The organism is Phyllobacterium chamaecytisi (genome assembly GCF_020164455.1).
Taxonomy (GTDB): Bacteria; Pseudomonadota; Alphaproteobacteria; order Rhizobiales; family Rhizobiaceae; genus Phyllobacterium; species Phyllobacterium chamaecytisi.
Map to the genome: position 1 here is coordinate 32738 of NZ_JAIQWW010000023.1, position 25506 is coordinate 58243.

Below are 25506 nucleotides of genomic sequence, written 5' to 3' on the forward strand. Positions count from 1 at the left end.
TTTGCCTTCTTCATTCCGCCGCGACGGCGTGCGCCGTGCGGTGCTTTTCAGCGGCGGAGAGCACCGCCTTGATGATGTTGTGATATCCCGTGCAACGGCAAAGATTGCCCTCTAGCTCATGGCGAACTGTAGCTTCGTCGAGGACGCCGTCATGACGCTCGATCATATTGACCGATGCCATGATCATACCGGGCGTGCAAAAACCGCACTGCAATCCGTGATGCTCATGAAAGGCCGCCTGCACATCGTGCAGCTTTTCGCCATCGGCCAGGCCCTCGACCGTGGACACCGATGCGCCTTCGATGGACGCCGCAAGTATCGTACAGGATTTGACAGCCTTGCCATCGACAATGACCGTGCAAGCGCCGCACTGCGTCGTATCGCAGCCGACATGTGTTCCGGTCAGGCCAAGATGATCACGCAGGAACTGGACGAGCAACGTACGGTCTTCGACCTCCTTCGTGTGGAGTGTGCCGTTGACGGTGATGGCGACTTTGGACATGGGTGCCTTCCCTTTTATCTGGAGAACCAGCGGGCCTTGGGGCGTTCCGCTGGTGTTTCAATCGCTGCTACAGCGGGATCGGCCGGCGCGGCGCGGGCCGCAAGGCTGGCGAAGAACTCGTCTGCAAGCTTCTTGGCCGTTGAATCGATGAGCCGGGAACCGAGCTGTGCCAGCTTGCCGCCAACCTGCGCCTTGGCGACGTAGGTCAGGATGGTTTCGCCATCGACATCGGCAAGGTTGACGTCGGCGCCGCCCTTGGCGAAACCGGCGATACCGCCTTTGCCAGCTCCAGAGATGGTATAGCTCTCGGGCGCTATCACGTTGCTCAGAGTGACTTCACCTTCAAATGTCGCTTTGACCGGGCCGATCTTGGTGGTCACCCGGGCGGTAAACCCATCCTCCAGCGAGCCTTCCAGGCTGTTGCAGCCGGGTATGCATTCGCGGAGCGCCTGCGGGTCATTGATCAGCGCCCAGACATGCTCGCGCGGCGCAGCGATGCGGTATTCGCCCTTGAGATCCATTAAACTCTCCTCTCAGTTTGCGCCGGTCACGGCCTCGTAGTGCGACAGGTCCAGATATTTCGCCGGATCGGTCAGTGGTGCCCCGGCTATGCCGTAGCGCGAGCGCAGTTCGAGCACGCGCTTCATGCCTTCCGGAATGATTTTCGCATCCGGTGTCAGGCCTGATTTCGGCGATAGCAGGCTGCTCATGACAGACTGCAACGCCGCGGGCTGGATTTCCGGCATCTTCGCCTGCAAAAGCTGTTCAGCCGCCTCGCGATTGGCCGGATCAAGCGTCCAGGCAAGGCCCTTCAGGTAACCGCGGATGAACGCGCGAACAGCGTCAGGATTCTCCGTTGCCCAGGCGCGCCTCGCCGTAACCACGCCGCCCTGATAGCTGTCGTAGATCCGGGTCGACACGTCGAGCACGTTGAAGCCTGAACGGCGGGCAATGCTGGTGAATGGCTCGATGGTCAAGGTCGCGGCATGCTCTCCGCCCTTCACCGATTGCCAGCGCTGTGGTGTGGCTCCTACCGGCGCGTAGTTCGCTTCGTCCCGCTTCAGTCCGCCGTCTTCGAACATATCGAACAGCACAAACGCAAACCCCGTCGAGAGGGCATCAAGCGCGACGGATTTGCCCTTGAGATCCGAATACTCCTTGATCTCGGGGGCTGTAACGATCGCAAGCTCGAGCTGCGTCCCGCCCATGAGCACGACATAGCCCGGATCGACACCGGCGCCAGCAGCTCCCTGCCCCTCGCCATAAGCCACGACATTATCGAATGCAGTAAAGACGATATCGAATTCACCCGCGGCAGTCCGCTGCGCCTGCTCGACCGAGCTCCCTGTCAAAGTCAGGTCGACGGACAGGTTGTCATCGGCGAAGAACCCTTGTTCCATCGCTGCAAATGTCGGCAGATTGGGAGCGCCCGGAAAGGCGATGATGCGGATATTGGTCTTGGTTTCGGCAGTCATTTGCGAGAAATCCTCCTAGGACGCACGAGCATCGCGCTCGCCTTTCGATTGATGAATTGCCCGCCACACCGCATGCGGGGTGACCGGCATATCGATATCGGTGACGCCGTAGTCCTTGAGCGAGTCGAGCACGGCGTTGACGACCGTCGCAAGCGCCGGCGTCGTCCCGCCTTCGCCGCCGGCCTTGATGCCAAGCGGATTGGTCGGGGAAATCACTTCGGCAATCTCGCACTTGAACGAAGGCATGTTGTCGGAGCGCGGCATGCCGTAATCCATGAACGATCCGGCAAGCGGCTGGCCCGACGAAGCATCGACGGCGCAAAGCTCCCACATCGCCTGCCCTACGCCCTGCGCAATGCCGCCATGGGTCTGGCCATGCACAATCAGCGGATTGATGCAGCGGCCCACATCATCGACAGTCGCGTAGCTGGTGATAAGGACGTGTCCGGTTTCGGGATCCACTTCGACCTCGCAGATCGCTGCTCCATTCGGAAACACCGGCGTGTGCATCTCATTGTCACGCGCCACCCGCAACGGCCCATCCTTCTCGCGCGTCAGGTCACCGAGCGTGAAGATATCGATCGTCTGGTTGGTGCCGCGCAGCTTGAAGTGACCGCTTTCGAAATCGATAGCGTCGAAGTCTGCGCCGAAATGTTCCGCCGCCCGGCGGCGACCTTCCTTCAAGAGGTCTGCAGACGCCATGGCCATGACGGTTCCCGCATGGCGCATCGAACGGCCCGAATGGGATCCGCCCCCGACGCTGACAATGTCGGTATCGCCAAGGATAATCCACACCTTTTCGACAGGCACCTGGATCATGTCGGCAACCACTTGTGCGAAACTCGTCTCGTGACCCTGGCCGCTCGGCTGGGTACCGATGACGACCTCGACCGTGCCATCTTGCTTGATTTCAATCTCGGCGCGTTCCTTCGGTGAACCGATGGAGGACTCCACGTAGTTGGCAAAACCCCGGCCCAGCAATTTGCCGCGGCCGGCCGCTTCCTCGCGCCGCACCTCGAATCCCCCCCAGTCGGCGAGCTCAAGCGCGCGGTCCATGTTCTTTTCGTATTCGCCGCTGTCATAGATGGAGCCGACGGCGTTGGTGTAAGGCATCATGTCCGGTGAAACGAGGTTCTTGCGGCGCAGTTCGAGCTTGTCGAAACCGAGTTCGCGCGCGGCCTTCTCGACAAGACGCTCGATCGCGTAGGTTACTTCCGGCCGGCCGGAACTGCGGTAGGCCTGCGTGCACATCGTATTGGTAAAGACGGCGCGGGCGCGCAGCGTCGCCACCGGAATGTGATAGGAGCCGGTAATGAGACCGGATCCCTTGCTGAGCGGCGACAGCGAGACGCAGCGACCACCGACATTGCTGAGATTGTCTGCCCGCATCGCCAGGAACTTGCCTTCGCGATCAAGCGCAAGTTCGACCTTGGTGATGAGATCGCGGCCTTGATAATCCGTAAGAAACGCCTCGGAACGTGTTGCCGTGTATTTGACCGGCCGCCCGATCTTCTTCGATGCCCAAAGCACCAGACCGAATTCCACATAGACGCGATTGCGCGCGCCAAAATTTCCACCGACATCGTATGAAAGCACACGCAGGTTCTTCGGCTCGATACCGAGAACCTTGGCAAGCTCACCCTTCTGGCGCACGGCGCCGCCGCTGCCGGCATAAAGCGTATAGCGCCCGGTCTCGTCGTCGAAATGACCGAGCGACGAGCGCGGCTCGATCGGTACGGCGGTCACACGGCCGATATGGAATTCGGCCGTAACCACGTGATCGGCCGCCGCGAAGGCTGCTGCTGTCCCCGCTTCGTCGCCAAAGCTCGAATCGATGAAGACATTGTTCGGCACTTCGTCCCACACAGCGGGTGCGCCGGGCAGCGCGGCCTTTGCGGTTTCGGTGACGTGCGGCAATTCCTCGTAGTCGACAAACACTTTTTCAGCCGCATCCGCCGCCTGGGCCGCCGTCTCGGCGATCACCACAGCCACGGCTTCGCCCACATGGCGCGCCTTGTCGACCGGGAGCAGATAATGCGGCCCAGTGAATGGTATGCCGCCGCCGGCAGCCGTAAGCTTCACATCGAATTTCGTCGAAGGAACCGGATTGTGCGGGATTGGCTCAAGTCCGTCGGCCAACAGGTCGGCACCAGTCAGGACTGCCAGAACGCCGGGACTGGCAAGCGCTTCCGATGTGTCGATGCCGAGGATCCGCGCATGCGGGTATGGCGAGCGTACCATCGCAGCGAATGTCTGCCCGGGCAGGCTGAAATCGTCGGAAAACCGGCCCTTGCCGGTAATGAGCCGCCCGTCTTCCTTGCGCGGAAGCGGCTTTCCGACATGGCGAAACAGCGCATCGCGCACGAGCTCCATTTCCGGCGACAGACCAGCCGGCTCAGGCTTTTCCAGCACGGCTGTCCCGTGTCCGCTCGTGCTTTTATGAAGTGGGCTTCCCATAAATCCTCTACCCTTACCGGCTGAAATTACGCCGACGACATTCTGTTGCTCTTCGTATTAATGTATGACAGTATGTCGGAGTAATGCAATCGAAAAGATGCAATATCTTTCTGATTGGGCGGATCGCCCCTATGGTTATGAGTGGTTTTTGCGCTTTTCACCTCGCCTTCAAGGCATTGGAGAAGCGCATCTTCGGGAGAATGAGACTTACATGACGACGCACAAGCGCAAGGCTCCACTGGACCTGCAAGAACATCTGGAACGGCTGGAAGAACGCGGCCTGCTGACGCGAATTCAGGTGCCGATCGACAAGGATAGCGAACTGCATCCGCTGGCGCGCTGGCAGTTCCAGGGCGGTCTGCCCGAATCGCAGCGGCGCGGTTTTCTTTTCACCGATGTGAAAGATGCGAAAGGCGAGAAATACGATATCCCGGTTGCAGTGGGTGTCCTCGCCGCTTCACCGGAAATCTATGCCATCGGTCTTGGTGTTCCCGAGAGCGAGATCGGAGATGTCTGGGTCAACGCCATGGAAAACCCAATCGATCCTGTCATGGTCGAGGACGCGCCGTGCCAGGAAGTCGTCATCACGGGCGATGATCTCAAGCTCGAAGGCCGTGGTCTCGGCAGCTTGCCGGTTCCGGTCTCGACACCTGGCTTCGACAGTGCCCCCTATTTCACCGCGACGCTTTGCGTTACGCGTGATCCGGAAAATGGCATCCGCAACATGGGCACCTATCGCGCCGCGCTGAAAGCCGAAGACCGGCTCGGCGTGCGCATGGCGAGCCGCCTGTCCGGTGCCGGGGGGTATCAGCATTGGCTGAAGTATCAAAAGCGCGGCGAATCCATGCCCTGCGCCATCGTTATCGGTTGTGCCCCTGCCGTTCTTTTCACCGGGCCGCAGAAGCTGCCTATCGATCAGGACGAACTCGGCGTTGCCGGCGGTCTCATCGGCGAGGCCGTTCGTATCGTCAAGTGCAAGACCATCGATCTCGAAGTGCCGGCCGACGCCGAAATCGTCATTGAAGGCTTGATCGACACGGAGCTCCTTGAGCCTGAAGGGCCCTTTGGCGAAAGCCATGGCCATGTCGCGCTCGAAGATTTCAACATGTCCATGCGCGTGACGGCGATCACCCGCAAGCGCAAACCCGTGCTTGTCTCGATCGTCAGCCAGGTCACACCCAGCGAATCGAGCGTTCTCAAGCGCGTTGCCTATGAGCCGCTGTTCTTCAATCACCTGAAGAAAGTGCTCAACGTCAAGGGTATCAAGCGCGTCGTCATGCATGAGCCTTTGACCAATATCCGCAAGGTGATCTTCCTGGAATTCGACCGCAGCGCGCCGCAGTCCGAGATCTGGCGCGGCCTGCAGGGGGCAGCGATGCTTCAGGCGCAGTGCGGCAAGATCGTCATCGCCGTCTCCGACGATATCGACGCCCGCAATGCCGACGCCGTGTTCTGGTCGCTCGCCTACCGTGCCAATATGATCGACGACGTGCATGTGACGCCCTACCGCTCCGGCGGGCATGGGCCGAAATCGGCAAACAAGAATGCCGAGGGCACGCTTCTCATCGATGCCACGTTGAAAGCACCGATGCCGCCTCTCGCCCTGCCCGCAGAACCCTACATGGTGCGGGCTCGCGAGATATGGGAAAACCTGCAATTGCCGCCACTCTCGCCGCAGCCGCCATGGCACGGTTATTCGCTCGGCGACTGGAGCGATGTCTGGAGTAACTTTGCCGATAAGGCTGTCAGCGGCGACTGGCGCGCCAATGGCGAAAACACTTTCTCCCGGCGTAAAGGTGGTATGAAACCCGAAACACCGGCGCGCGATATTGAAAAGAAAGCATAATCAGGCGACTATCGCCCGATTCTGATATAGTTTCAGCGCCGGCGGGGGTCGGCGCTGAGGGACAGGCAACACAACGCAGGCAGCAGCATTGCGAGGGATAAAATGAACGATCCGGTCATGGAACCATTCGGTCCGCTTACACATGAGTCTGCGCCGCTGAGAAACAAGATCATGAAGTCGCTGCGGCGCGCAATCGAGACAGGATTGCTGGAGCCGGGTACGCGTCTTGTGGAGAAAGACCTGTGCCAGCAGCTCAACGTCAGCCGCACATCGCTGCGCGAAGCGCTGCGCCAGTTGCAATCCGAAGGCATTCTGACCGACCTCAACAATCGCGGTCTAGCCGTGGTCACCGTCACTTCCGAGGACGCGGAGAATATCTACCGCATCCGCGGCGTGCTTGAACCCTTGATCGTGGAACAGTTCATCGAGAATGCGCCGGATGCAGAGGTCGAAGCCTTGAAAGCCCATTTCCTGCGTTTGAAGGAAGCTTACCTGCATGGCAATGCCGAAGAGATCGTCGCCAGCAAACGCGATTTCTACGATCGGATCTGCACCGGAGCGCGCAATCCGATTGCCTTCGGTGTCCTGAGCAAGCTGACTGTTCTTACGTCCCCGCTGCGCCGGCGTTCCGTCGTGCGTCCCGAGCGGCGCGTCCAGAGCATCGCCGAGATCGAGAAGATCGTCACCTCCATCGCCAAACGCGACAAGGCCGCTGCAAAAGCTGCTGCAGAGGAGCATGTTGCCCACTCCGCCCGCTCGGCGCTTCATGCTTCAGAGTCGGCGAACTAATCATGCGCCGTCTGATCATCGCCATAACCGGGGCCTCCGGGGTCATCTATGGCGTTCGTGCCTTGCAACTCCTGCGCGATGTTGAAGACGTCGAGACGCATGCAATCGTCTCGCCATCGGCACTGCGCACTGCCGCCGACGAACTCGACATGAGTGCCGAAGAAATCCGCGGCCTCGGCGACAAGCTGTATAACTACCGCGATATTGGCGCCGCCATCTCGTCAGGGTCCTTCCGCACCGCCGGCATGCTGGTTGCGCCCTGCTCGGTGAAAACCCTGAGCGGCATCGCCAATTGCTACAATGACGAATTGATCGTGCGCGCCGCCGATGTCTGCCTCAAGGAGCGTCGCCGCGTCGTTTTGCTTCTCCGTGAAACGCCGCTGCATGCCGGGCACATCGCGCTGATGGATCAGGCCACGCGCAATGGCGCCATCATCATGCCGCCCGTTCCGGCCTTTTACAGCAAGCCAAAGACCATCGACGACATGATCAACCAGACCGTCGGTCGCGCTTTGGACCTGTTCGATATTAATCTGCCGCTCGTCAAACGCTGGAAAGAAGACGAAACCGGCCAGCAGCAATCATAGGCCTACCAGCTCCATCAAACGACGCCGAAGCCCTGTGAATTTGGTCCGGCAGAACGGTCCTACTTGGCCAAAATTTGCTCTATTGCCCGTTCCACTATTGCGATGGACTTGCGAGCTTCGGAATCCAGAGTCGAGCCATGATAATAACGCACGACGAGTGGCAGGTTCTCATCGGTCGAACGGTTGCTATCGTCTGAAATCGTGGCGAGTGCCAACCCCGCCGTTTCAAGTTCCATAAGCTCGATGCGTTCCGCGGAAAGCTCGGCCGCTTTTACGGCGTCACGCAGGGTTTCGGTGTGTTTGTCAGGTCCCGGTTTTGGTCCGGTCTTCATCCGCTGGCGGATGGCGCGCAATGGGGCAACGACATCATCGCGCCATTCGTCGACCAGCCCGATAATTTGCACTGTCTTTGCCGGAGAAAGTGCGATGGAACCATGCTTGAGCCAGGCAGCGAACAACAGCACAGGCACATCGACGCCATTGCGTTCCTGCAATGCCAGGCATGCATCGGCGACGTCGGGGGCTTTGTAGAGGCGCAGTGCGAAGTCCCATAGCCCGATATTCATGTCCTGCATGCTTTCCCTCATCGCAATTGCGGGGCCGGATAACTTGATCCGGCCCCGCTTTACCAGTTTCGCGAGCATGAAGGAAGGCAAACCGGACAATGTTGCTCGTCGGGTTCAAGCGCTCTAGGCCGTTTGCGTTGAACAGGCCTCGCAGATCGCCGCAACGTGGCGATGGTCCGTCCCGCAGCAGCCCCCAAGGATACGCATTTGCGGAAATGATCTGGTCAGCCCGTTGTACCACCGCCCGAGATCGACAGGATCTCCGGCGTCGAGCGTAACCGAATCATCGAGTTCCGCATGGCTCTTGGTCGAAGCGTTCGCCTTGATGCCGCGCACGCGATCGAGCCACGCCTCGCCCTTCTCCAGTGCATCGACGAAATGGCTCGGATGCGCGCAGTTGATCATATAGTAGGCTGGCGAACCTCCAGTTGCATCGTCCACCCGGTTGATCGCATCGCCGAGCGATAGACCGGTCACCAGTTTTCCGTCGGTCTCTACCGTGAACGAGATCACGCAGGGTATGGCATGGGTCTTGGCAGCTTTTGCAATGCCGATTGCCTCATTGTAATTGGTCAACGTATAGGCCGCGACCATATCCGCTTCGGTTTGTGCGAAACTCTCGATCTGCGCCGCATGGTATGTTTCAGCCTCGTTGGCATTCATGTTGCCAGCCTTGTAGCCATCGCCGCGCGGTCCAATGACCCCGTCGATCACGCAAGGTGTCGCGGCGGTTTCAAACTCCCTGCGAAGTTCAAGCAGCAGATCGACCGAATCCCGGTTGATTGCGCGCAGGCCCTCGGCGTCGTAGCCGAGCTTGGCGCCCCAATCGGGGTTTGCCCGCCATGTCGGCGTATCGAGGATGAAGCCGGTGCCGTTCTCGCGGGCAATTTTGAGATAGCTGATGTAGTAGTCTTTCAGTCGCTGTCTGCCTTCCGGCGTCGCCATCAATACGAAGGATGCGAATTCGGGAAGGTCGATCCCGTCGTAAAAAATAAATGTCGTCTCCATGCCACCGTCACTGAGGAAAGTGGTCCCCTCGAGTTGCGGCAGGTTTTTGCGGTACTTGGCCATGATTGTCGTCCCTTCCAAGAGTGACCGGTATGGGCTGTTTGCCTCTCCTCCCGGCATGTTCTGTTTTGCGCCTTTCGTTCCAGGCAATCTAGAAACCTCATGGTCGGGTTGTTTCACATGCGGAAAAACACGAGTAAATTCAGCCGGATAGGCGATATCGTGGCGACAGAACCCTCCCCCGTGCTACACTCAAACAGCCGAAACCGTACCGGAGGTACAGTATTCCGGGGGGACAACATCATGCGCAAGGGAGACGAGACCCGCGAGCGTATTCTTGAAATCGCCGAGATGTCAGTGCTGGCCAAGGGCTTCGCGGCGACCTCGATAGAGGAGATTATCGCTGAGGCGGGCATTACGAAAAGCGGGTTCTTCTATCACTTCAAGGACAAGAACGAGCTCGCGCACATTATGCTGAAGCGCTACGTCTGCGCCAATGACCGGGTGTTCGACGATGTCATCGAGCGCGGGCATCAACTGTCGGATGATCCGCTCCAGGCGTTCCTGATCAGCCTGAAGCTCCTCGCCGAGGTCATGTCTGATCTGCCGAATGGTCACCCCGGCTGTCTTATCGCTTGCATTTGCTATCAGGAGCGCCAGTTCGACCGTGAAGTCCTGAACCTGACGGCACGGTCGGTTGAAGCGTGGAACGCCAGGTTCCGCGCCATTCTCGACAATATCGCTCTCGAGCACCCTCCGCGCGACCCGATTGATTTCGACGATGTGGCGGACATGCTCTCCTGTGTCGTTGATGGCAGCATCATCATGTCGAAGGCACTGAACGACCCTTCAAGGATCGAGCGGCAGGTCATGGCCTTCCGCAGTTTTATAAAACTGCTGTTTTCATCAACCCCGCAAATAAGGGTCCCAATGCCGAATTCCACGGGGATCTCGGGAACGGTCAACTGATCGGGCTACCTACGCGTCGACTGTTCGCTTCAGGAACAGCCGGCCCTCTTGATCGACCTGTGTGTGCAGGTCTAGGTAATCGTGAATGGTCGTGTGCGCAGTCTCGATAGGGTGCTTGTGTGTAGCGGTTATCACCATCACATCGGCCCCGGCGGCGTCACCTGCCAGAATGCCCGGTATGGCGTCCTCGAAGACGAGGCAATCTTTCGCGTCAACGCCAAGCTTTCGTGCCGCCAGCAGGTAGCAGTCCGGATTGGGCTTGCCGACCTTGACGTCTTCGGCCGTTACGAGATTGTCAGGCACAGGAATCCCGGCTGCAGCCAATCGGCGTTTCGCCAGTTCGAGCGGCGATGAGGTGACGATCGTCCATTTTTCCGGCGGCAATGCCTTCAAGAACTCCGCGGCGCCGGGCAACGGCACAATCCCCTCCACATCGAGGATTTCGGCATCAGTGATCTTGGTGGCTTCTTCTTCGGGATCGACGCCGGGCAGACCCAGCCGGCGCACCGTATCGACAGCGCGGGCGCCATGCATGGTCGGCAGGAATGTCTTGACGTCGAGCCCTTGTTCTTCCGCCCATCTTGCCCAAACACGTTCTGCCGCCGCCGTAGAATTGATCAGCGTGCCATCCATATCAAAGAGGAACGCTGCGTATTTTTTGTCGAAGGCGGATGGCGTTGTCGGCACGATGCTTCTCTCTTCTCTTTGTTGTAGTGGAAGGTGCAACTACCCTCATGGTGAGCGCCTGAGCTTGTCGAAGGGCGAACCACGCAGATTCATCGTCTGGATCTTGCTGATCCCCAGCGAAGCCCGTCCATCAGCAGCGAGACGAGGCGGCGGGATCGGTCGCGCCAATCGGGCGTATCCGGCGCTGAATAAATCCCCGACAATGCCTGAGAAATATCCGATATATCGACATCACTGCGGATGGAACCATCTGCAACGGCAGCATCTACGAGGCGCTGCAGAGCCGATGCAATCATACCGGACGTATTGGCAAATACCTCGGAATTCGCATCGAAAAGGATACGCAGGCTGTTGGCCATGCCGCGCTTTGCTGCGATGTAATCGACGAAGCGCTGCATCCATTCGGCGAGCGCCACATCCGGAGCATTGTGCTGTGCGAGTTCATCCGCGGCAGCGCAAAGCACCTCGACCTCCCGGCGGTACACCACTTCGACGAGATGTTCGCGCGTTGGAAAATGCCGGTAAAGCGTGCCTATGCCAACACCGGCCTTGCGCGCTATTTCTTCAAGGGAGGCGCTGCCGCCGCGTTCGGCAAATTCAATTGCAGCAATTCCGATGAGCTTTTCCCGATTTCGGCTGGCATCCGCCCGCAACCGCTTCGCGGGTGCCGGTGGCTTTGCTTCCTTCAATTCGGGCAGCTCCTTATGATGCAATATTTCGGCTCCAGAGGCGATTGGGGCTTGAACCCGTTTGGCCAAGCCGCTATGTTCAAGAAACGGAGGCACCTCCGATTATCTTGTCACCTCCGGACTAATACCCTATTTGGGCCCTGCATGTCATGTTTTTTGCGCCTTGAACGCAACTGAAACGCTGGCGGGCCCGTTGGACTCTTCCCAAGCCTACTGGAGCAGGACTCCCCATGAGCAATCAAACCACCATCAATCTCGAAATCAATGGCCAGGCACATACCCTCGCCGTCGAACCGCGCGTAACACTTCTCGATGCTCTGCGCGATCATCTCGAACTGACCGGCACCAAGAAAGGCTGCGATCAGGGCCAATGCGGTGCCTGCACCGTTCATGTCGACGGCGAGCGTGTGCTTTCCTGTCTGACGCTGGCGGTTCAGGTCGAAGGCCGTGCGGTCACGACCATCGAAGGGCTGTCCGATCCCGGAGCCGAACTCCACCCCGTCCAGTCCGCCTTCCTCGAACATGACGCCTTCCAGTGCGGCTACTGCACGCCGGGTCAGATCATGTCCGCCGTTTCCTGCATTCGCGAAGGCCATGCCGGGTCCGATGATGAAATCCGCGAATATATGTCGGGCAATCTCTGTCGTTGCGGCGCCTATCCGCACATCGTCGAGGCGGTCCGCGAAGCTGCGAAGGTGATGTCATGAGAGATTTCTCCTATCTCCGCGCCGGCTCGGTTGACGAAGCGCTCAGCGCTGCGGCCATGCCCGCAACCATGCTGCTCGCCGGCGGCACCACTTTGCTCGATCTGGCCAAATGCGGTGTCAACGCGCCTGAACGGGTTGTCGATATCACCCATCTCAAAGGTCTCGATACGATTCGAGTCGATGCCGAGGGTGCTTTTATCGGCGCGCTCGCAAAAATGAGCCGCGTCGCTGCCGATCCTGCAATACTTGCCGGGTTTCCCGCGGTATCGGAAGCGCTTTGGCAGGCGGCTTCGGCGCAGATCCGCAACATGGCGACCATCGGCGGCAATCTTCTGCAGCGCACGCGCTGCGCCTATTTCCGCGACCCGGCAAGCTTTCCCGCCTGCAACAAACGCGTTCCGGGTAGCGGCTGTTCTGCCATGGAAGGTGTCAATCGCGGCCATGCGGTTCTCGGCACGAGCGACGCCTGCATCGCAACCTATCCGGGTGATCTCGCCGCTGCCCTCGTCGCCTTCGATGCTGTCGTGCATCTTGGCGAACGCAAGGTTCCCATCGACGATTTCTTCCTTTTGCCTGGCACCACACCGCACAAGGAACACGCGATGCAGCCAGGTGAGATGATCACTGCGATCACTATCCCCGCCTCGGCTGCCGCGCGGCACTCCACTTACCTGAAGGTGCGTGACCGCCAGTCCTATGAGTTCGCCGCCGCAAGCGCTGCTGTTGGCATCGAGTTCGAGACGGATCACGAAACCATCCGCGATATCCGGATCGGTCTCGGCGGTGTTGCGACGAAACCCTGGCGGGCCCGCGCCGTCGAAGATGCTCTTCGCGGCAGGGTCCTGGAGCCGGACACCATCAAGAGCGCGAGCCGTCTCGCCGTCGAGGGCGCCATCGCCCATGGCGGCAATCACTACAAGATCGAGCTCGCCCCCCGCGTCGTTGAACGCGCCATCCTGAAATCGGGAGCTTTGGCATGACCATAGTCGACACCAAAATGAAACACGGCGACGCCTCCGACGGGTTGCTCGGAGGGCGTCTTGCCCGCATCGACGGCCCGGCGAAGATCACCGGCGCCGCTGATTATGCGATGGAACACTCGCCCGAGGGCATGGTCTACGCAGTCATCATCGACAGCACGATCGCTTCCGGCCGCGTCGTCGCTATCGATACGAGCGCAGCCGAGGCCTATCCCGGCGTTCTGCTCGTTCTGACACCCGACAATGCCTTGACGATCAAGACGGCTACCGACTGGACTGGCGCGCCGCCGCCAGAGGTTCCCTATGAGCCGTTCGCACGCGAGATCACTTTCGCCGGCCAGCACATTGCCGCTGTCATCGCCGAGACCTTCGAGCAGGCGACCGCTGCCGCAGCGCTCATCAAGGTTACCTACGAAGAGACAGTGCCGATTTCGAGTTTCGATGATCCGCGCTCCGGCGAGGGTTTCCCGATCGATATGATGACCAAGGAATGGGGCGATGCAGACGCTGCGCTCGCCATTGCTCCAGTCCGCATCGAGCAGGAATACAAGACACCGCGCGAATACAACGTGCCCATCGAGCCGCACGGCCTGATTGCCCATTGGGAAGGCGATATGCTGACCCTGTGGGAGCCCAGCCAGTGGATCGACGGCATGTCCCGCACCTACGCCGAATGGTTCAGCATTCCGTTCGAGAACGTGCGCATGCTGTCGCCCTATATCGGCGGCGGCTTCGGTTCGAAGGCGTTGCCAACGCGCTACGGCGCGGTTGCGGCCATTGCCGCGAAAATGCTCGACCGTCCCGTCAAGCTCGCCATCACGCGGCCGCAGACATTCACCGCTTTCGGTGGCCGGCCTGCGACACGGCAGACCATCGCACTCGGTGCTACCCGCGAAGGCAAATTGCTGTCGATCGTGCATCGCAGTGCCAATGAGACGTCGATGAGCGACGTCGCGATCGAACCCTTGGGCTCGGTCACCTCGATCATGTATGCGGTTCCGAATTTCTCGTCGCGCCAGAACATTGTGCCGGTCAATACGGTCAAGCCAGGCGCCCTGCGTGCGCCCGGCGAAAACCCCAGCGCCTTCGGCATCGAATGCGCCATTGACGAGCTGGCCTACGAGGTCGGCATCGATCCGCTTGATATCCGCCTGCTCAATTATGCCGAAGAAGACCCGCACGCCAAAAAGCCGTGGTCGACGCGCCGCTTGCGCGAAGCCTATGCCGCGGGCGCTGAAGCCTTCGGCTGGGCGAAACGCAGCCCAAGCGTTCGCTCCATGCGCGAAGGCAAGCAGCTGATCGGCTACGGCGTTGCCGCGGGCACATACCCGGTTCGCCGCACGCCGGGCGAAGCAATGGTCCGAATCCTCAGCAATGGCACCATCGAGGTCGCCAGCAGCGGCATCGATATGGGTCAGGGCACCTATACGATCCTTGCGCAAACGGCGGCTGAGGCGATCGGCGTGCCGGTCGAGACAGTCGTGGTCAAGCTCGGCGACTCGTCACTGCCGCGCGCCCCGGTTGCCGGTGGTTCGCAGCTTGCCAACCTGATGACCGGCGCCGTGCACGTAGCAGCTCTCGCCGCGCGCGACGAGCTGATCGGTCTTGCCATCAACGATCAGAATTCGCCGTTCCGCGACCTGCAGGCCAATACGCTGACCATCGAGGGCGGGCAGATGTCATCGCCGCGCGATGCGGGTTCAAGTGTTGCCATTGCCGAGGTGATGCGACGCACAGGGCGAGAGCGTATCGAGGCGCTGCGCAACACGCTGCCGGAAAACCTGCGCAACAAGGATGACCATTTCCGCAACTTCACGACGATCTCGACCATGCTTTCACCGACCGAGGGCGACTACTCGATGCACAGCTGGTGCGTGCATTTCGTCGAGGTGCGGGTCGATGTTGATTTCGGCACGGTCCGCGTTTCCCGCATGGTGTCGGCACTGGATTCGGGCCGGCTCTACAATCCCAAGCTGGCCGAAAGTCAGTGGAAGGGCGGGATCATCATGGGCATCGGTCAGGCCCTCCTCGAGGAAGGCCTTGTCGATCAGCGCAATGGCCACGTGATGAACAACAACCTCGGCGACTACCTCGTCCCGACCAATGCGGACATCCCCAATCTCGAGGTCATCTCGGTCGGCATCCCGGATACAAACGCTTCGATCCTGGGCGGGAAAGCCGTAGGCGAACTCGCCATTGTCGGTGTCGCGCCGGCCATCGCCAACGCGGTCTACCATGCCACCGGCATTCGTGTCCGCGATCTGCCGATCACGCTCGAAAAGCTGATCTAGCATTCCTCCTCGGAAACAGAAAACCCGGCACTCGTGCCGGGTTTTCTTTGTCGAACATCTTGGGCAGAGACCGTTTGAGAATTCAGCCTGATGAGCGAGCTGGTGTGGTTTTCGAGACCCGGAGCGCAGCGGACTTATTGGTCCGTGAGCACCGGAAGCGGAGAAAACCGCATCAGATGGCCATCAGGGTGGATTGGCAAAGGTCTCTCAGGCGGCGTCCTGAATGGCTGCCAACTTCCAGTCCGAATTGGGCTTGCGCACGAACGTCCAGACCTCGGTCGTCTGCGACGGCTGCTCTTCATCGCCCTTGACGACGCGTCCCGTCTGCCTGTCCACCATCGAATCGACGCTCTCATACCGCATGGCTGTCGTCGCGTATTGCGCGTCGCCTTCGGCCCACGCTTCGGCGATATCGGCCTGCAGGAGCTTCACATCGGAGACGCTGTTGCGCAGCCCGTCCGTCGCATTCTGGCCGAGCTCTTCCGCGAGGTAGGACATGGCTTCCGGCGTGGTAAGATTGCGCAGCGTGGCGTAATCTTCCTTGCCATAGGCCGTCTGCACTTCGGTCAGAAGCTTCTCGAACGTGTCAAGATCATCCTGCTTGATGCCGATTTCGTCCGACGCCGCAGCCAGACCTGCCGATGCGTAACCCCTATTGTTGTTACCGGCAGGAGCCTGCCCTGCCGTATTCTGGTTCGAGGCAGAACCTATCGTCGGCACGCGCATGGGCGAGACGTTCGATGGCTCTTCATCATAGGCGTTGCGTCCGAACCCCTGCGTCGGACCGGCAGCTGCCGGCGAAGACTGGCGCGAACGGAAGAAGCGCATGGCGAGCGTAACCGCTCCGATCACCAATGCGATCTGCAACAGCATGCCGAGCATGCCGGCAGCGCCACCGAAGCCATATCCTAGGAACGCGCCGAGCAGACCGCCGAGGAGCAGGCCACCCAGCAGCGAACGGCCCATGCCGCCGAACAATCCCGGACGTTGCTGCGCCGCCGTCGGCGCCGTAGCGCCCGGCTGGTTTTGCGGCCTCGGCGTCATCGAACGCTCGATCGGTGCAGCCGGTGCTGGTGCCGTGCGTGTTGGCGCAGGTGCCTGGAAGGTACGCGAGCCGCGGCTGCCGAAACCACCGCCACCAAAACCGCCGGCACGCCGGGCATCGGCCTCATAAACAGCGCTGAACGATACCGCCAATCCTATGACGAGTATCGCGGCTATCCGGCCAAGGCGAGAAAGGTAAAGCGGCATGCAAATGATCTCCTCTATGCGTGTCCTGTGACACTTCGTCCACGCATATGGTGACGGCTTCCGTGGATTTTAAGGATTGGCGAGGAAATTTCACAGAATGAGGGCAACTGGGCGCGACGCAAAACCTTTTGAGAATTCGGCCTGATGAGTCAGCTGGTGTGGTTTTCGAGAACCGAAGCGCAGCGGACTTATTGGTCCGTGAGCATCGGAAGCACAGAAAACTGCATCAGATGGCCATCGGGATGAATAAATCGAAAGGTTTTAAATGCCGGCGTACCACTCGTATCCCCGATCCTCCCAGAAGCCGCCCTTGCCTCCTGCCAGGTTCTTGAAACTCTCCACGAGCTCGATACCCATGACGTATTTGGCGTGCTTGTAGCCGAGCTGACGTTCGACACGCAGCCGCAGCGGCGCGCCGTGGGCGACTTCGAGATCCTTGCCGTTCATGCCGTAGGCAAGGATCGTCTGCGGGTGCCAGGCATCGACGAGATCGATGCTTTCATAATAGCGGCCGCTGCCGTCGAGTGATGGTTCGAGGTCATCGGCACAATGGAACACCGCATAGCGGGCGCCGGGTGCAAGGCCAGCCTTTTCCAGTACGAGGCCGAGCGGCACGCCGGTCCACTTGCCGATGGCGCTCCAGCCTTCGACGCAGTCGTGCCGGGTGATCTGGGTGCGCGACGGCATCGCCTTCAGGTCGGCCAGCGACAGGTTCAGTGGGGTTTTCACCTTGCCGTTCACGACGAGCTTCCAGTCGGCGAAATTGTTTTCCGTCATGCGCGCATAGTCCTCGCTGTCCGGCTGCGAGGTGCCATTTGCCTTGAAGACCGGGGACAGATCCGCCTCGGAAAATTCGCGTGCCAGCGTCTGCTGCGACATGAGGAGCCGCTGCGCGCCCATCGTTAGCGACTCGGCTTTTTGCAGGATGTCGTTGACGGTCGTGCTTTGCACCATCGCATCACAGCCTGTGAGCAGCCCTGTTGCCGCGACACTCGAGCCGATCAGGAAACGGCGGCGGGTGAGATCGAAGCTCATTTCGACACCTCGTCTTTTTGTTCGAATTTCAGCGCGTAGTAGCCGGTGATCATCGATCGCAGATTGTTCCAGACGCCGGAAACCAGCACCATGACGATATGAACGATAACGAAGATGACGATGAGCGACGCGCTGATGAAATGGAGGGTACGTGCCGACTGCCGGCCGCCGAAGACGTCGAGCAGCCAGGGGAAGATCGCATTGAAACCCGGCGACATGGTTAGCCCGGTCAGCACCATCAACGGCAGGATGATGAAGATAATGGCCATATAGGTCAGCTTCTGCAGCGAATTATAATGCCGCGCTTTCTCGCCCTTGGGAAACCGCAGCCGGGCATGGTCCGCTATCTCCTGCGCCAGATGGCTTGGCGTCAATTGGTCCTTGGTTGGTACGATATCGCGGCGGAAATGCCGGCCGATCAGGCCATAGAGCAGATAGACCAGACCATTGATGACAAAGAACCAGGCGAAGAAGAAGTGCCAGCGGCGGCCCGTCGCAAGATCCTGATAGCTCGGGATGGTGATCCAGGCTGGGAAAGCACGCGGGCTGAGTTCACCGTCCTCGGTTGAGGCGCCGAGCACACCGGTCGTATTCACTGAAAGCGAACCGATGCGTGTCACGCCCTTGATCGTATTGCCATCCTCGACAGCACCGATGGAAATGAACGAAGGGTCGGGAAGCGCATCGGCGCCGTATTGGCCCCAGTAAAGATTTGGATGGGCGTTGAAGATTTGCAGGCCGCTCATCAGAAGGAAGCTCAGGCACAAGACGTTCAGCCAGTGGGTGATGCGCACCGCCACGGAATGACGGTAGAACAAAACCTTCTTCGGCTTGGCGGTGTCGGTAACACCTGATGTGACGCTTGCCATTCGAGCCTCCATGGTACTGGAAATTGGTTGTACGTGGTTCACCCTTGACGAGCTTGCCGCTTGTAGAACGGCGAACCACGCACAACCCAATCAAATATTAGTTTGTCGTCTTCTTCTTCGGAGCCATCGTGCCCATGGCATCAGGCTTCATCGCATCCTTTTTCGTCATGGTGCTCTTCGTCATTGTATCCTTTTTCATCGCCATTGTGTCGCATTCCTTCATCATGGAATCCTTCTTCATGGCGTCTTTTTCCATGCCGGCATGTTTCATGCAGTCAGCCTTGTTCATGGGCTTCATGGCGTCTTCGGCCTGGGCGATGCTGGCTCCAGCAAATGCTGTTGTCAAAACGAAAGCCGAAAGCGCGATGCTGCGTGTGAGAATGTTCATGGATGTTCTCCCTTGGTTTGAATGAGACACGAATGCAAGTGTCTTCGAGTTTCAGATGCCCTTTGACATCCGCGTGATCCTGGGAACACCAGGAATGCTTGATTTATTCGGTAGCGGCGGCGAGTATCGGCCCGCCATTCGGTGTCTGTACGAGAATGGCCGTCCGCAATCCCGGCTTGGTAGCGGGAAAAGTCACCGTCTGCGGCTTGCCGCTCCAGCTTCCGACTTTGGTGAGGCTGTGAACGACGTTTTTATGGGGAAGCGTGTGGCCGCTATTTTCACCGCTTCTGACCGGCACGTTTACGGTCTGGTCATTGTAGGTGACGAGCCAGATATCGGCATTGCCGCCGGGCGCCTCACCTGCGCCGATCGTCAGGGAACGATTGTTCAACTCCAGCCGCGGCGCGCTGAGAGTCCCTTGCGTCTTGATAAGCTGGTCCACTTCGGAAATCCTGTTGCCGACGACGTCGGCGCGCCCGTTAACCACCATTTGCGGCGTGAAAGGTCCATCACGGCCAAGCGGCGTCTCATAGACTTCCTGGCGGTCCGTGTACTCAGGCTTGGCAAAAATGTCCTTCCAGCCGAGCCGGTCCCAATATGTCACGCCAAAGCTCAGGGCAAGGATGCCCGGGCGCTTGCTGAGCTCGATCAGATTGGCGTTTGCCGGCGGGCAGGAAGAGCAACCTTGGCTGGTGAAGAGCTCGACGACGGTGAGCGGCCGCAAGGTGTCGGCATGAGCGCCGGCAGCACCGAGCATGACAGTTGCGGCGGTCAATGCGATGGACAGCATATGAGAGCGCTTTGGCTGAATTCCCATCTTCAACTCCTGAAAACTGCGATGAGCGGTCATGTGCCGGTCACATCAGGGAATACGAAGGGGTGCAGGATTTGGTTACAGCGATCACGGATTGGTGATCATTCTTTGGTGGAATCCTGTTTCAAGGATTGACGTTCCGCCGCGTTCCATCTCATCTGTAACCTTTGTCCGCTTCTTGCGAATAAGGAATGGAACGGAGTGAATCCGGTCGAAACGCGATTGAAGGAACTGATGCTCGCGAGCCTCGATGGCGATGCGCGGAGCTATGGCATTCTTCTGAATGACCTTGCCAGGCATCTGCGCTTTTATTTCCTGCGCCGGTTGTCGGATGCCCACAAAGGCGACGCCGACGACCTGGTGCAGGAAACCTTGATGTCGCTGCATACACGGCGCGCGACATATGAGACCGACCGGCCTTTTACAGCGTGGCTGCATGCGATCGCACGCTACAAGCTGATCGATCATTTCAGGCGAAACCGCATTCGCGCAACGGTTCCGCTCGACGATGCGGAGGATCTGTTCGCCGTTGATCAGTCCGACGCCGCAGCCGATCGCATGGATGTGGAGCGGCTCTTGCAATCGGTGCCGGAAAAATCGCGGGACCTGATCTACAGGACGAAGATCGAAGGCCAGTCTATCGCCGAGGTTGCGCAAAGCACCGGACTTTCGGAAGCTTCGGTCAAAGTAGGGATACACAGAGGAATCAAGGCGATTGCAGCGAAGTTGAAAGGACGGGCAGATGACGACCGATGACCTGATCGCCCGCCTGACCGGCGAGTTGAAACCGGTATCGCGCCTGGCCGTTTTTTGGCGGGTCGTGATCGGCCTCGGCATCAGCCTCGTTGTCTCGTCCGCTCTCATGTACTTCTGGCTCGGCATGCGGCCCGATATGATGACGGCGGCGGGAACGATGATGTTCTGGACCAAGTTCGCCTATACGCTGATCCTCGCCGTTGCTGGGACGTGGGCGGTCAAGCGCATCGCCTATCCGCTCGGTAGCATCCGGGTCAGTCTCGCCGTGATGGCCGCGACGATTGTAGTGATGATCGTTCTTGCCATGGCGAAACTGGCGATGACACCGCCAGATCAACATATGGCGATGATGAAGGGCCATACGATTGCCGTTTGTACCCGCAACATCGTTATGCTGTCGCTGCCCTTGCTGGTCGGCGCGTTCTGGGTGCTGCGCGGGCTGGCGCCGACGCGTTTGACCGTGGCGGGTGCTGCGGCAGGTCTTGCCGCCGGCGCTATTGGTTCACTGGTTTATTCATTCCATTGCGATGAAAGCGCCATGCCGTTTATTGCGGTCTGGTACACGCTCGGCATTCTGATCCCCGGCCTGATCGGCGCGATTGCCGGGCGGTTCGTGCTGCGGTGGTAGCTTTTTGCCCTCGCCTTGCGGGACGGGGATTGGGACCTCTTTAGAATTCAGCCTGATGAGTCAGCTGGAGTGATTTTCGAGAACCGGAGCGCAGTGGACATTTGGGTCCATGAGCACCGGAAGCACAGAAAATCGCATCAGATGGCCATCAGGGTGGATTGGCAAAGGTCTCATTTCATGAGCCATTCATGCTCGACCGCATTGTGGAATTTCCACGTACGCTTTGGCCCTGCCATGACGTTGAGATAATAGAGGTCATAGCCGTGGCAGGCGGCGCAGGGGTGATACCCCTTGGGCACCATCACGACATCGCCGTCCTCGATCGCCATGGCCTCATCCAGCGAGCGGTCATCCGTATAGACCCGCTGAAAGCCAAAGCCCTGGCGAGGATTGAAGCGATGATAGTAGGTCTCTTCCAGGTAGGACTCTGCGGGAAGGTTGTCCTGGTCGTGCTTGTGCGGCGGATAGCTCGACGTATGGCCGCCCGGTGTGATCACCTCGACGACGAGCAGTGAATCCGCCGGCTCGTTCTCCGGCAGAATATTGGTGACGTAGCGGGTGTTGGTACCCTTGCCGCGCGTTTCCTGGGAAAGACCATCCGGCGCAATCACCCGCACCGGCGATCCGCCGCCAAGACCCGGCGCCGAACAAACGGCGAGCTCAACGTCGGTCTCCGCAGATACCCACCAATCGGACCCTTGCGGCAGATACACCGACCAGGGCTTGCCTTCGAAGGGCGACATGCGGTTGCCGAGCAGACCGAGGTCCTCGCCATTGGCCGTGACCTTGCCTTTGCCCGTCACGAAGACCAGGCAGACTTCCTTGTCTTCCGTTTTTCCGCAAACGGACTGGCCGGCATCCAGCTTGTGCAAATCGAAACCGACATAGCTCCAGCCCGCTGTTTCAGGCGTCACATGAGCCACATGGCCCCGGCCCTGCATTGCCTTCAAAAGCAGTTTCGACATGGTTTACTCCTTATCGGTGCCAGCATCTTCCGGCGCGACAGTTTCCGCCGGCTTAACGGGGTCCGAAGCATCAAAGATGATGAAGAATTGCCAGATCCCGTAGGCGGCGAAAGCCAAAACGATGATGCCCCAGAATGGCGTTCCGGTTGCGAACTCGAAGATCGACCACGCGATACAGAACGCCACGACGGCAACGCGCCGCCAGAGCGGCCGAAACCAGGGGTGATTATTGTCTTTGTTCATGTTGAACCCACTTTTCAACCCTTGGGGAAGCCCTGAGTCTCGACCGTATACCCGGCGGCAGTCATGACCCGCATCAGTTCCTTATACCCGACTTGCGCCATCTTGAGCGGTGGATTTTTCTTCGGATCCTGTTCGGCCTCGACCACGAACCAGCCTTCATAGCCGTAATCGGCAAACTTCTGGACGATTGCACCGAAATCCAGCGAGCCGTCACCCGGTACGGTGAAGGCGCCGAGGGCAACCGCGTCGAGGAAGGACTGCCTCGAGCGGTCCAGACCGTCGATCACCGGCATGCGGACATCCTTGACATGCACGTGGTTGATCCGCCGGTGATGATTGTCGATTGCACGCAGTACATCGCCGCCGGCGAAGGCCAGATGGCCGGCATCCAGCAGGAGCGGAATACCCTCGCCGGAATATTTCATGAAGGCGTCGAGCTCCGGTTCGGTTTCGACGACTGCCGCCATGTGGTGATGGTAGGAGAGCGGCATGCCCTGTTGTGCGCACCATTCACCGAACTCGGTGACCTTGCGAGCATAGGCCTTCATCTCCTCGTCGCCGAGTTTCGGTTTGGTAGCCAAGGGCTTGGACCGATCGCCCTGGATCGAGCGACCGACCTCGCCATAGACGATGCAGGGCGCATTCACGGCCTTGAAAAGGTCGATCATCGGCTGGATGCGTTCCTTGTTCTTCGCCAGATCCTCGTCAACCAGCGTGCCTGAGAACCAGCCGCCACACAGCGTAACATCCGCCTCCCGCAGGATCGGCAGCATCACATCCGGATCGTTGGGAAATCGGCGGCCCATTTCCATGCCGGTAAAGCCCGCAGAACGCGATTGGCGAAGGCACTCCTCCAGCGAGACGTCGTCACTGAGCTCCGCAAGATCATCGTTCCACCATGCGATCGGGGACATGCCCAGTTTTGCCTTCACGTCATTCTCCATTCCGAATTGAGGTTTTGTTTTTGCCAGTCGAGAACCAGGCAGTCATCCTCGCTCTATAACCCGTCACCCCCTCTGGCCAGAGGGGGTGATCAATTTGTCACGACATTCAGTTCCCGGCCGACCTCAGCTTGATCGCTTCCTCATATTCCTTGCGCTTGGTATTGACCTCGCTGCGCTGGCTGACCTCAGGCACAGCGACATCCCACCAGAATCCACCCTCCTCGGTGGATATCAGGGGGTCGGTATCGATGACGATGACCGTCGTTCGGTCATTCCGTTTGGCTCGCTCCAAAGCGCTCTCCATGTCGGCAATGGAGCTCACCTTCTCGGATATCGCCCCAAGGCTGCGGGCGTGTGCAGCGAAGTCTATCTCCGGCAAGACCTCGTGCTTGGCGTCCTTCAGGAGATTGTTGAAGTTCGCCCCGCCTGTGCCCATCTGCAGCCGGTTGATGCAGCCATAGCCGCGATTGTCGAGCAGTACGATGTTGATCTTCTGGCCGAGCATCACCGATGTGGCGATCTCCGAATTCAGCATCAGATAGGATCCGTCGCCAATCATGACCACGACCTCATCGTCGGGCTTGGCCATCTTGGCACCGAGCCCACCCGCAATCTCATAACCCATGCAGGAGAAGCCGTATTCGGCATGGTACGATCCCGGAGCGCCCGCCTGCCACAACTTGTGCATTTCGCCCGGCAGACCGCCAGCCGCGTGCAGGACAGTGGCTTCGCTGCCCATGGTTCGTTGAACGGCACCGATGACCTGCGCGTCAGAAGGCAGCGATACATTTGTCGGGCCTGTGACCTTTGCCGCAGCTCTCTGCCATTCCGCCTTGCCATTTTCGGCTTTCTCGGTCCAACCTTTCGGAGCGCGATAGTTCTTGAGCCCGGCGGCAAGTTCGACCAGGCCCTCCCGTGCGTCACCCACCAGCGGCAACGCCCGGTGCTTGGCCGCATCGAACGGCTGGATGTTGAGGCCGATAAAGGTCTTCTCGGTATTCTGGAACAGTGCCCACGAGCCGGTGGTGAAGTCCTGGAGCCGCGTTCCGACCGCGAGGATGACATCGGCCTCCTGCGCCAGCCGGTTGGCTGCTGACGTCCCGGTGACGCCGACAGCCGCCATGTTGAGCGGGTGCCTGTCCGGCAGCGAAGATTTGCCGCCCTGGGTCTCGCAGACCGGAATGCCGGCCGCCTCGACGAAATCGGCGAGTTCGCGGGAGGCTTCGGAATAGATGACACCGCCGCCGGCGATCACCAGCGGCTTTTTGGCCGAACGCAGCGCGCCGATTGCGGCGGCGAGCTCGCCGACATCGGGCCGCGGGCGTCTCGGTGCCCAAAGCCGCTCCTCGAAGAAGCTTTCCGGATAGTCATAGGCTTCGGCCTGCACATCCTGGCACAGGGCGAGCGTGACCGGCCCGCATTCGGCAGGGTCGGTGAGCACGGTCATCGTTCGTTGCAGCGCAGGGATGATCTGTTCGGGCCGCGTGATGCGGTCGAAATAGCGCGAAACCGGGCGGAAGCAGTCATTAGCCGAGACGGTACCATCGCCAAAAGATTCCACCTGCTGCAGCACAGGATCCGGAACACGGTTGGCGAAGACATCGCCCGGCAGGAGAAGCAGCGGCAGGCGGTTGACATGCGCCAGCGCGGCAGCCGTCACCATGTTCGTTGCACCGGGCCCAACGGAACTCGTCACCGCCATCATGCGGCGTCGGAAAGTCGCCTTGGCAAACGCGATGGCGGCATGGGCCATCGCTTGCTCGTTATGGGCGCGATAGGTGGGCAGTTCTTCCCGCACCTGATACAGCGCCTCGCCGAGGCCCGCGACATTGCCATGGCCGAAGATAGCCCAGACGCCCGCAAAGACAGGTACTTTCTTGTCGTCGATCACCGTCATCTGCTGGCTTAGAAATCGCGTCAGGGCCTGTGCCATGGTCAGGCGTATTGTCTTCGTCATGTCAGTCTCCTCCCAACGCCACTAAAAGGCTCCGATGCTGCCGCCGGTTACCCTCCCCCTTGTGGGGAGGGAGGCTGCGAAGCAGCAGGGAGGGGTCTTTCTT

26 protein-coding genes are annotated in these 25506 nt (G+C 59.6%); 9 read left to right on the top strand and 17 right to left on the bottom strand.

Features of this window, described 5'->3' with window-relative positions:
- Positions 1 to 10: 10 nt before the first annotated feature.
- From LB462_RS26460 to LB462_RS26475, 4 genes are read right to left on the bottom strand one after another with little or no spacing between them, the layout of a single operon-like run.
- Positions 11 to 502, bottom strand: a complete 492-nt coding sequence (locus LB462_RS26460; protein WP_224514237.1) for a (2Fe-2S)-binding protein — start codon at positions 500 to 502, stop codon at positions 11 to 13.
- A 14-nt stretch (positions 503 to 516) separates the two neighbouring features.
- Complete coding sequence (locus tag LB462_RS26465) at positions 517 to 1023, bottom strand: SRPBCC family protein (protein ID WP_224514239.1); 507 nt, start codon at positions 1021 to 1023, stop codon at positions 517 to 519.
- Positions 1024 to 1035: 12 nt separating this feature from the next.
- Positions 1036 to 1977, bottom strand: coding sequence for an ABC transporter substrate-binding protein (locus LB462_RS26470; RefSeq protein WP_224514241.1), 942 nt, complete (start codon positions 1975 to 1977; stop codon positions 1036 to 1038).
- A gap of 15 nt (positions 1978 to 1992) precedes the next feature.
- Complete coding sequence (locus tag LB462_RS26475; protein WP_224514243.1) at positions 1993 to 4434, bottom strand: xanthine dehydrogenase family protein molybdopterin-binding subunit; 2442 nt, start codon at positions 4432 to 4434, stop codon at positions 1993 to 1995.
- A 211-nt stretch (positions 4435 to 4645) separates the two neighbouring features.
- Here LB462_RS26475 and LB462_RS26480 point away from each other — a divergent pair, with 211 nt between their 5' ends.
- The 3 genes from LB462_RS26480 to LB462_RS26490 all read left to right on the top strand — a co-directional run bounded on the left by LB462_RS26480 (position 4646) and on the right by LB462_RS26490 (position 7656).
- Positions 4646 to 6280 carry a UbiD family decarboxylase gene (locus LB462_RS26480; protein WP_224514244.1) on the top strand — a complete coding sequence of 545 codons (1635 nt, stop codon included), beginning with the start codon at positions 4646 to 4648 and terminating at the stop codon, positions 6278 to 6280.
- Between the two features lie 102 nt (positions 6281 to 6382).
- Complete coding sequence (locus LB462_RS26485; protein WP_112530535.1) at positions 6383 to 7069, top strand: GntR family transcriptional regulator; 687 nt, start codon at positions 6383 to 6385, stop codon at positions 7067 to 7069.
- Positions 7070 to 7071: 2 nt separating this feature from the next.
- Positions 7072 to 7656, top strand: coding sequence for a UbiX family flavin prenyltransferase (locus tag LB462_RS26490; RefSeq protein WP_224514246.1), 585 nt, complete (start codon positions 7072 to 7074; stop codon positions 7654 to 7656).
- A 59-nt stretch (positions 7657 to 7715) separates the two neighbouring features.
- On the opposite strand, the gene LB462_RS26495 is transcribed toward LB462_RS26490, so the two are convergent.
- Positions 7716 to 8231 carry a TIGR02444 family protein gene (locus LB462_RS26495; RefSeq protein ID WP_224514248.1) on the bottom strand — a complete coding sequence of 172 codons (516 nt, stop codon included), beginning with the start codon at positions 8229 to 8231 and terminating at the stop codon, positions 7716 to 7718.
- A 114-nt stretch (positions 8232 to 8345) separates the two neighbouring features.
- Entirely contained in the window at positions 8346 to 9293 is a 948-nt protein-coding gene (locus LB462_RS26500) for a homocysteine S-methyltransferase family protein (RefSeq protein WP_224514249.1), read from the bottom strand.
- A 240-nt stretch (positions 9294 to 9533) separates the two neighbouring features.
- On the opposite strand from LB462_RS26500, the gene LB462_RS26505 reads away from it, so the two are divergent.
- Positions 9534 to 10199 (top strand): TetR/AcrR family transcriptional regulator, encoded by a 666-nt coding sequence (locus tag LB462_RS26505; protein WP_224514251.1) that lies wholly within the window; start codon positions 9534 to 9536, stop codon positions 10197 to 10199.
- Positions 10200 to 10208: 9 nt separating this feature from the next.
- On the opposite strand, the gene LB462_RS26510 is transcribed toward LB462_RS26505, so the two are convergent.
- Entirely contained in the window at positions 10209 to 10889 is a 681-nt protein-coding gene (locus LB462_RS26510; RefSeq protein ID WP_224514358.1) for an HAD family hydrolase, read from the bottom strand.
- A gap of 86 nt (positions 10890 to 10975) precedes the next feature.
- Positions 10976 to 11599 carry a TetR/AcrR family transcriptional regulator gene (locus LB462_RS26515; RefSeq protein ID WP_224514253.1) on the bottom strand — a complete coding sequence of 208 codons (624 nt, stop codon included), beginning with the start codon at positions 11597 to 11599 and terminating at the stop codon, positions 10976 to 10978.
- Between the two features lie 206 nt (positions 11600 to 11805).
- Here LB462_RS26515 and LB462_RS26520 point away from each other — a divergent pair, with 206 nt between their 5' ends.
- The 3 genes from LB462_RS26520 to LB462_RS26530 are packed head-to-tail and all read left to right on the top strand — an operon-like array spanning position 11806 to position 15553.
- Positions 11806 to 12282, top strand: coding sequence for a (2Fe-2S)-binding protein (locus LB462_RS26520; RefSeq protein ID WP_112551870.1), 477 nt, complete (start codon positions 11806 to 11808; stop codon positions 12280 to 12282).
- Positions 12279 to 13262: an FAD binding domain-containing protein gene (locus tag LB462_RS26525; protein ID WP_224514255.1), complete on the top strand. Its 984-nt coding sequence runs from the start codon at positions 12279 to 12281 to the stop codon at positions 13260 to 13262. Before LB462_RS26520 ends, LB462_RS26525 begins: the two co-directional genes overlap by 4 nt.
- A complete protein-coding gene (locus LB462_RS26530) occupies positions 13259 to 15553 on the top strand; it encodes a xanthine dehydrogenase family protein molybdopterin-binding subunit (RefSeq protein WP_224514257.1) in 2295 nt (764 codons plus the stop codon). The genes LB462_RS26525 and LB462_RS26530 overlap by 4 nt, the downstream gene beginning before the upstream one ends.
- A 207-nt stretch (positions 15554 to 15760) precedes the next feature.
- On the opposite strand, the gene LB462_RS26535 is transcribed toward LB462_RS26530, so the two are convergent.
- The 5 genes from LB462_RS26535 to LB462_RS26555 form a co-directional block, all read right to left on the bottom strand.
- The gene (locus LB462_RS26535; RefSeq protein ID WP_224514269.1) at positions 15761 to 16804 is read right to left on the bottom strand and encodes a Tim44 domain-containing protein; all 1044 of its coding nucleotides are present in this window, start codon (positions 16802 to 16804) and stop codon (positions 15761 to 15763) included.
- Positions 16805 to 17065: 261 nt separating this feature from the next.
- A complete protein-coding gene (locus LB462_RS26540) occupies positions 17066 to 17839 on the bottom strand; it encodes a molybdopterin-binding protein (RefSeq protein WP_224514272.1) in 774 nt (257 codons plus the stop codon).
- Positions 17836 to 18708, bottom strand: a complete 873-nt coding sequence (locus LB462_RS26545) for a cytochrome b/b6 domain-containing protein (RefSeq protein WP_224514274.1) — start codon at positions 18706 to 18708, stop codon at positions 17836 to 17838. The genes LB462_RS26540 and LB462_RS26545 overlap by 4 nt, the downstream gene beginning before the upstream one ends.
- A 97-nt stretch (positions 18709 to 18805) precedes the next feature.
- Positions 18806 to 19096: a pentapeptide MXKDX repeat protein gene (locus LB462_RS26550; RefSeq protein WP_224514276.1), complete on the bottom strand. Its 291-nt coding sequence runs from the start codon at positions 19094 to 19096 to the stop codon at positions 18806 to 18808.
- A gap of 103 nt (positions 19097 to 19199) precedes the next feature.
- Entirely contained in the window at positions 19200 to 19913 is a 714-nt protein-coding gene (locus LB462_RS26555; protein WP_224514279.1) for a DUF1223 domain-containing protein, read from the bottom strand.
- Positions 19914 to 20111: 198 nt separating this feature from the next.
- On the opposite strand from LB462_RS26555, the gene LB462_RS26560 reads away from it, so the two are divergent.
- Positions 20112 to 20666 (top strand): sigma-70 family RNA polymerase sigma factor, encoded by a 555-nt coding sequence (locus LB462_RS26560; protein WP_112530506.1) that lies wholly within the window; start codon positions 20112 to 20114, stop codon positions 20664 to 20666.
- Complete coding sequence (locus tag LB462_RS26565; RefSeq protein ID WP_224514280.1) at positions 20653 to 21294, top strand: NrsF family protein; 642 nt, start codon at positions 20653 to 20655, stop codon at positions 21292 to 21294. Before LB462_RS26560 ends, LB462_RS26565 begins: the two co-directional genes overlap by 14 nt.
- 170 nt (positions 21295 to 21464) lie before the next feature.
- Here the strand turns inward: LB462_RS26565 and iolB are convergent, their stop codons facing one another.
- The 4 genes from iolB to iolD all read right to left on the bottom strand — a co-directional run bounded on the left by iolB (position 21465) and on the right by iolD (position 25403).
- Complete coding sequence (gene iolB, locus LB462_RS26570; protein ID WP_224514282.1) at positions 21465 to 22259, bottom strand: 5-deoxy-glucuronate isomerase; 795 nt, start codon at positions 22257 to 22259, stop codon at positions 21465 to 21467.
- 3 nt (positions 22260 to 22262) lie between these two features.
- Positions 22263 to 22502, bottom strand: a complete 240-nt coding sequence (locus tag LB462_RS26575) for a DUF3329 domain-containing protein (RefSeq protein WP_224514294.1) — start codon at positions 22500 to 22502, stop codon at positions 22263 to 22265.
- 14 nt (positions 22503 to 22516) lie between these two features.
- Positions 22517 to 23434, bottom strand: a complete 918-nt coding sequence (gene iolE / locus LB462_RS26580) for a myo-inosose-2 dehydratase (RefSeq protein ID WP_224514296.1) — start codon at positions 23432 to 23434, stop codon at positions 22517 to 22519.
- Between the two features lie 118 nt (positions 23435 to 23552).
- A complete protein-coding gene (gene iolD, locus LB462_RS26585; RefSeq protein WP_224514297.1) occupies positions 23553 to 25403 on the bottom strand; it encodes a 3D-(3,5/4)-trihydroxycyclohexane-1,2-dione acylhydrolase (decyclizing) in 1851 nt (616 codons plus the stop codon).
- Between the last annotated feature and the right edge of the window lie 103 nt (positions 25404 to 25506).

Excerpts from the sequence above, each read along its gene's own strand:
- LB462_RS26475 (WP_224514243.1), bottom strand. The coding sequence starts at position 4,434 with ATGGGAAGCCCACTTCATAAAAGCACGAGCGGACACGGGACAGCCGTG.
- LB462_RS26540 (WP_224514272.1), bottom strand. The coding sequence starts at position 17,839 with ATGAGCTTCGATCTCACCCGCCGCCGTTTCCTGATCGGCTCGAGTGTC.
- LB462_RS26480 (WP_224514244.1), top strand. The coding sequence starts at position 4,646 with ATGACGACGCACAAGCGCAAGGCTCCACTGGACCTGCAAGAACATCTG.
- LB462_RS26520 (WP_112551870.1), top strand. The coding sequence starts at position 11,806 with ATGAGCAATCAAACCACCATCAATCTCGAAATCAATGGCCAGGCACAT.
- LB462_RS26495 (WP_224514248.1), bottom strand. The coding sequence starts at position 8,231 with ATGCAGGACATGAATATCGGGCTATGGGACTTCGCACTGCGCCTCTAC.
- iolB (WP_224514282.1), bottom strand. The coding sequence starts at position 22,259 with ATGTCGAAACTGCTTTTGAAGGCAATGCAGGGCCGGGGCCATGTGGCT.
- LB462_RS26555 (WP_224514279.1), bottom strand. The coding sequence starts at position 19,913 with ATGGGAATTCAGCCAAAGCGCTCTCATATGCTGTCCATCGCATTGACC.
- LB462_RS26525 (WP_224514255.1), top strand. The coding sequence starts at position 12,279 with ATGAGAGATTTCTCCTATCTCCGCGCCGGCTCGGTTGACGAAGCGCTC.
- LB462_RS26565 (WP_224514280.1), top strand. The coding sequence starts at position 20,653 with ATGACGACCGATGACCTGATCGCCCGCCTGACCGGCGAGTTGAAACCG.
- LB462_RS26535 (WP_224514269.1), bottom strand. The coding sequence starts at position 16,804 with ATGCCGCTTTACCTTTCTCGCCTTGGCCGGATAGCCGCGATACTCGTC.
- LB462_RS26545 (WP_224514274.1), bottom strand. The coding sequence starts at position 18,708 with ATGGCAAGCGTCACATCAGGTGTTACCGACACCGCCAAGCCGAAGAAG.
- LB462_RS26500 (WP_224514249.1), bottom strand. The coding sequence starts at position 9,293 with ATGGCCAAGTACCGCAAAAACCTGCCGCAACTCGAGGGGACCACTTTC.
- LB462_RS26470 (WP_224514241.1), bottom strand. The coding sequence starts at position 1,977 with ATGACTGCCGAAACCAAGACCAATATCCGCATCATCGCCTTTCCGGGC.
- LB462_RS26530 (WP_224514257.1), top strand. The coding sequence starts at position 13,259 with ATGACCATAGTCGACACCAAAATGAAACACGGCGACGCCTCCGACGGG.
- LB462_RS26485 (WP_112530535.1), top strand. The coding sequence starts at position 6,383 with ATGAACGATCCGGTCATGGAACCATTCGGTCCGCTTACACATGAGTCT.
- LB462_RS26490 (WP_224514246.1), top strand. The coding sequence starts at position 7,072 with ATGCGCCGTCTGATCATCGCCATAACCGGGGCCTCCGGGGTCATCTAT.
- LB462_RS26575 (WP_224514294.1), bottom strand. The coding sequence starts at position 22,502 with ATGAACAAAGACAATAATCACCCCTGGTTTCGGCCGCTCTGGCGGCGC.
- LB462_RS26465 (WP_224514239.1), bottom strand. The coding sequence starts at position 1,023 with ATGGATCTCAAGGGCGAATACCGCATCGCTGCGCCGCGCGAGCATGTC.
- LB462_RS26550 (WP_224514276.1), bottom strand. The coding sequence starts at position 19,096 with ATGAACATTCTCACACGCAGCATCGCGCTTTCGGCTTTCGTTTTGACA.
- LB462_RS26505 (WP_224514251.1), top strand. The coding sequence starts at position 9,534 with ATGCGCAAGGGAGACGAGACCCGCGAGCGTATTCTTGAAATCGCCGAG.
- iolD (WP_224514297.1), bottom strand. The coding sequence starts at position 25,403 with ATGACGAAGACAATACGCCTGACCATGGCACAGGCCCTGACGCGATTT.
- LB462_RS26460 (WP_224514237.1), bottom strand. The coding sequence starts at position 502 with ATGTCCAAAGTCGCCATCACCGTCAACGGCACACTCCACACGAAGGAG.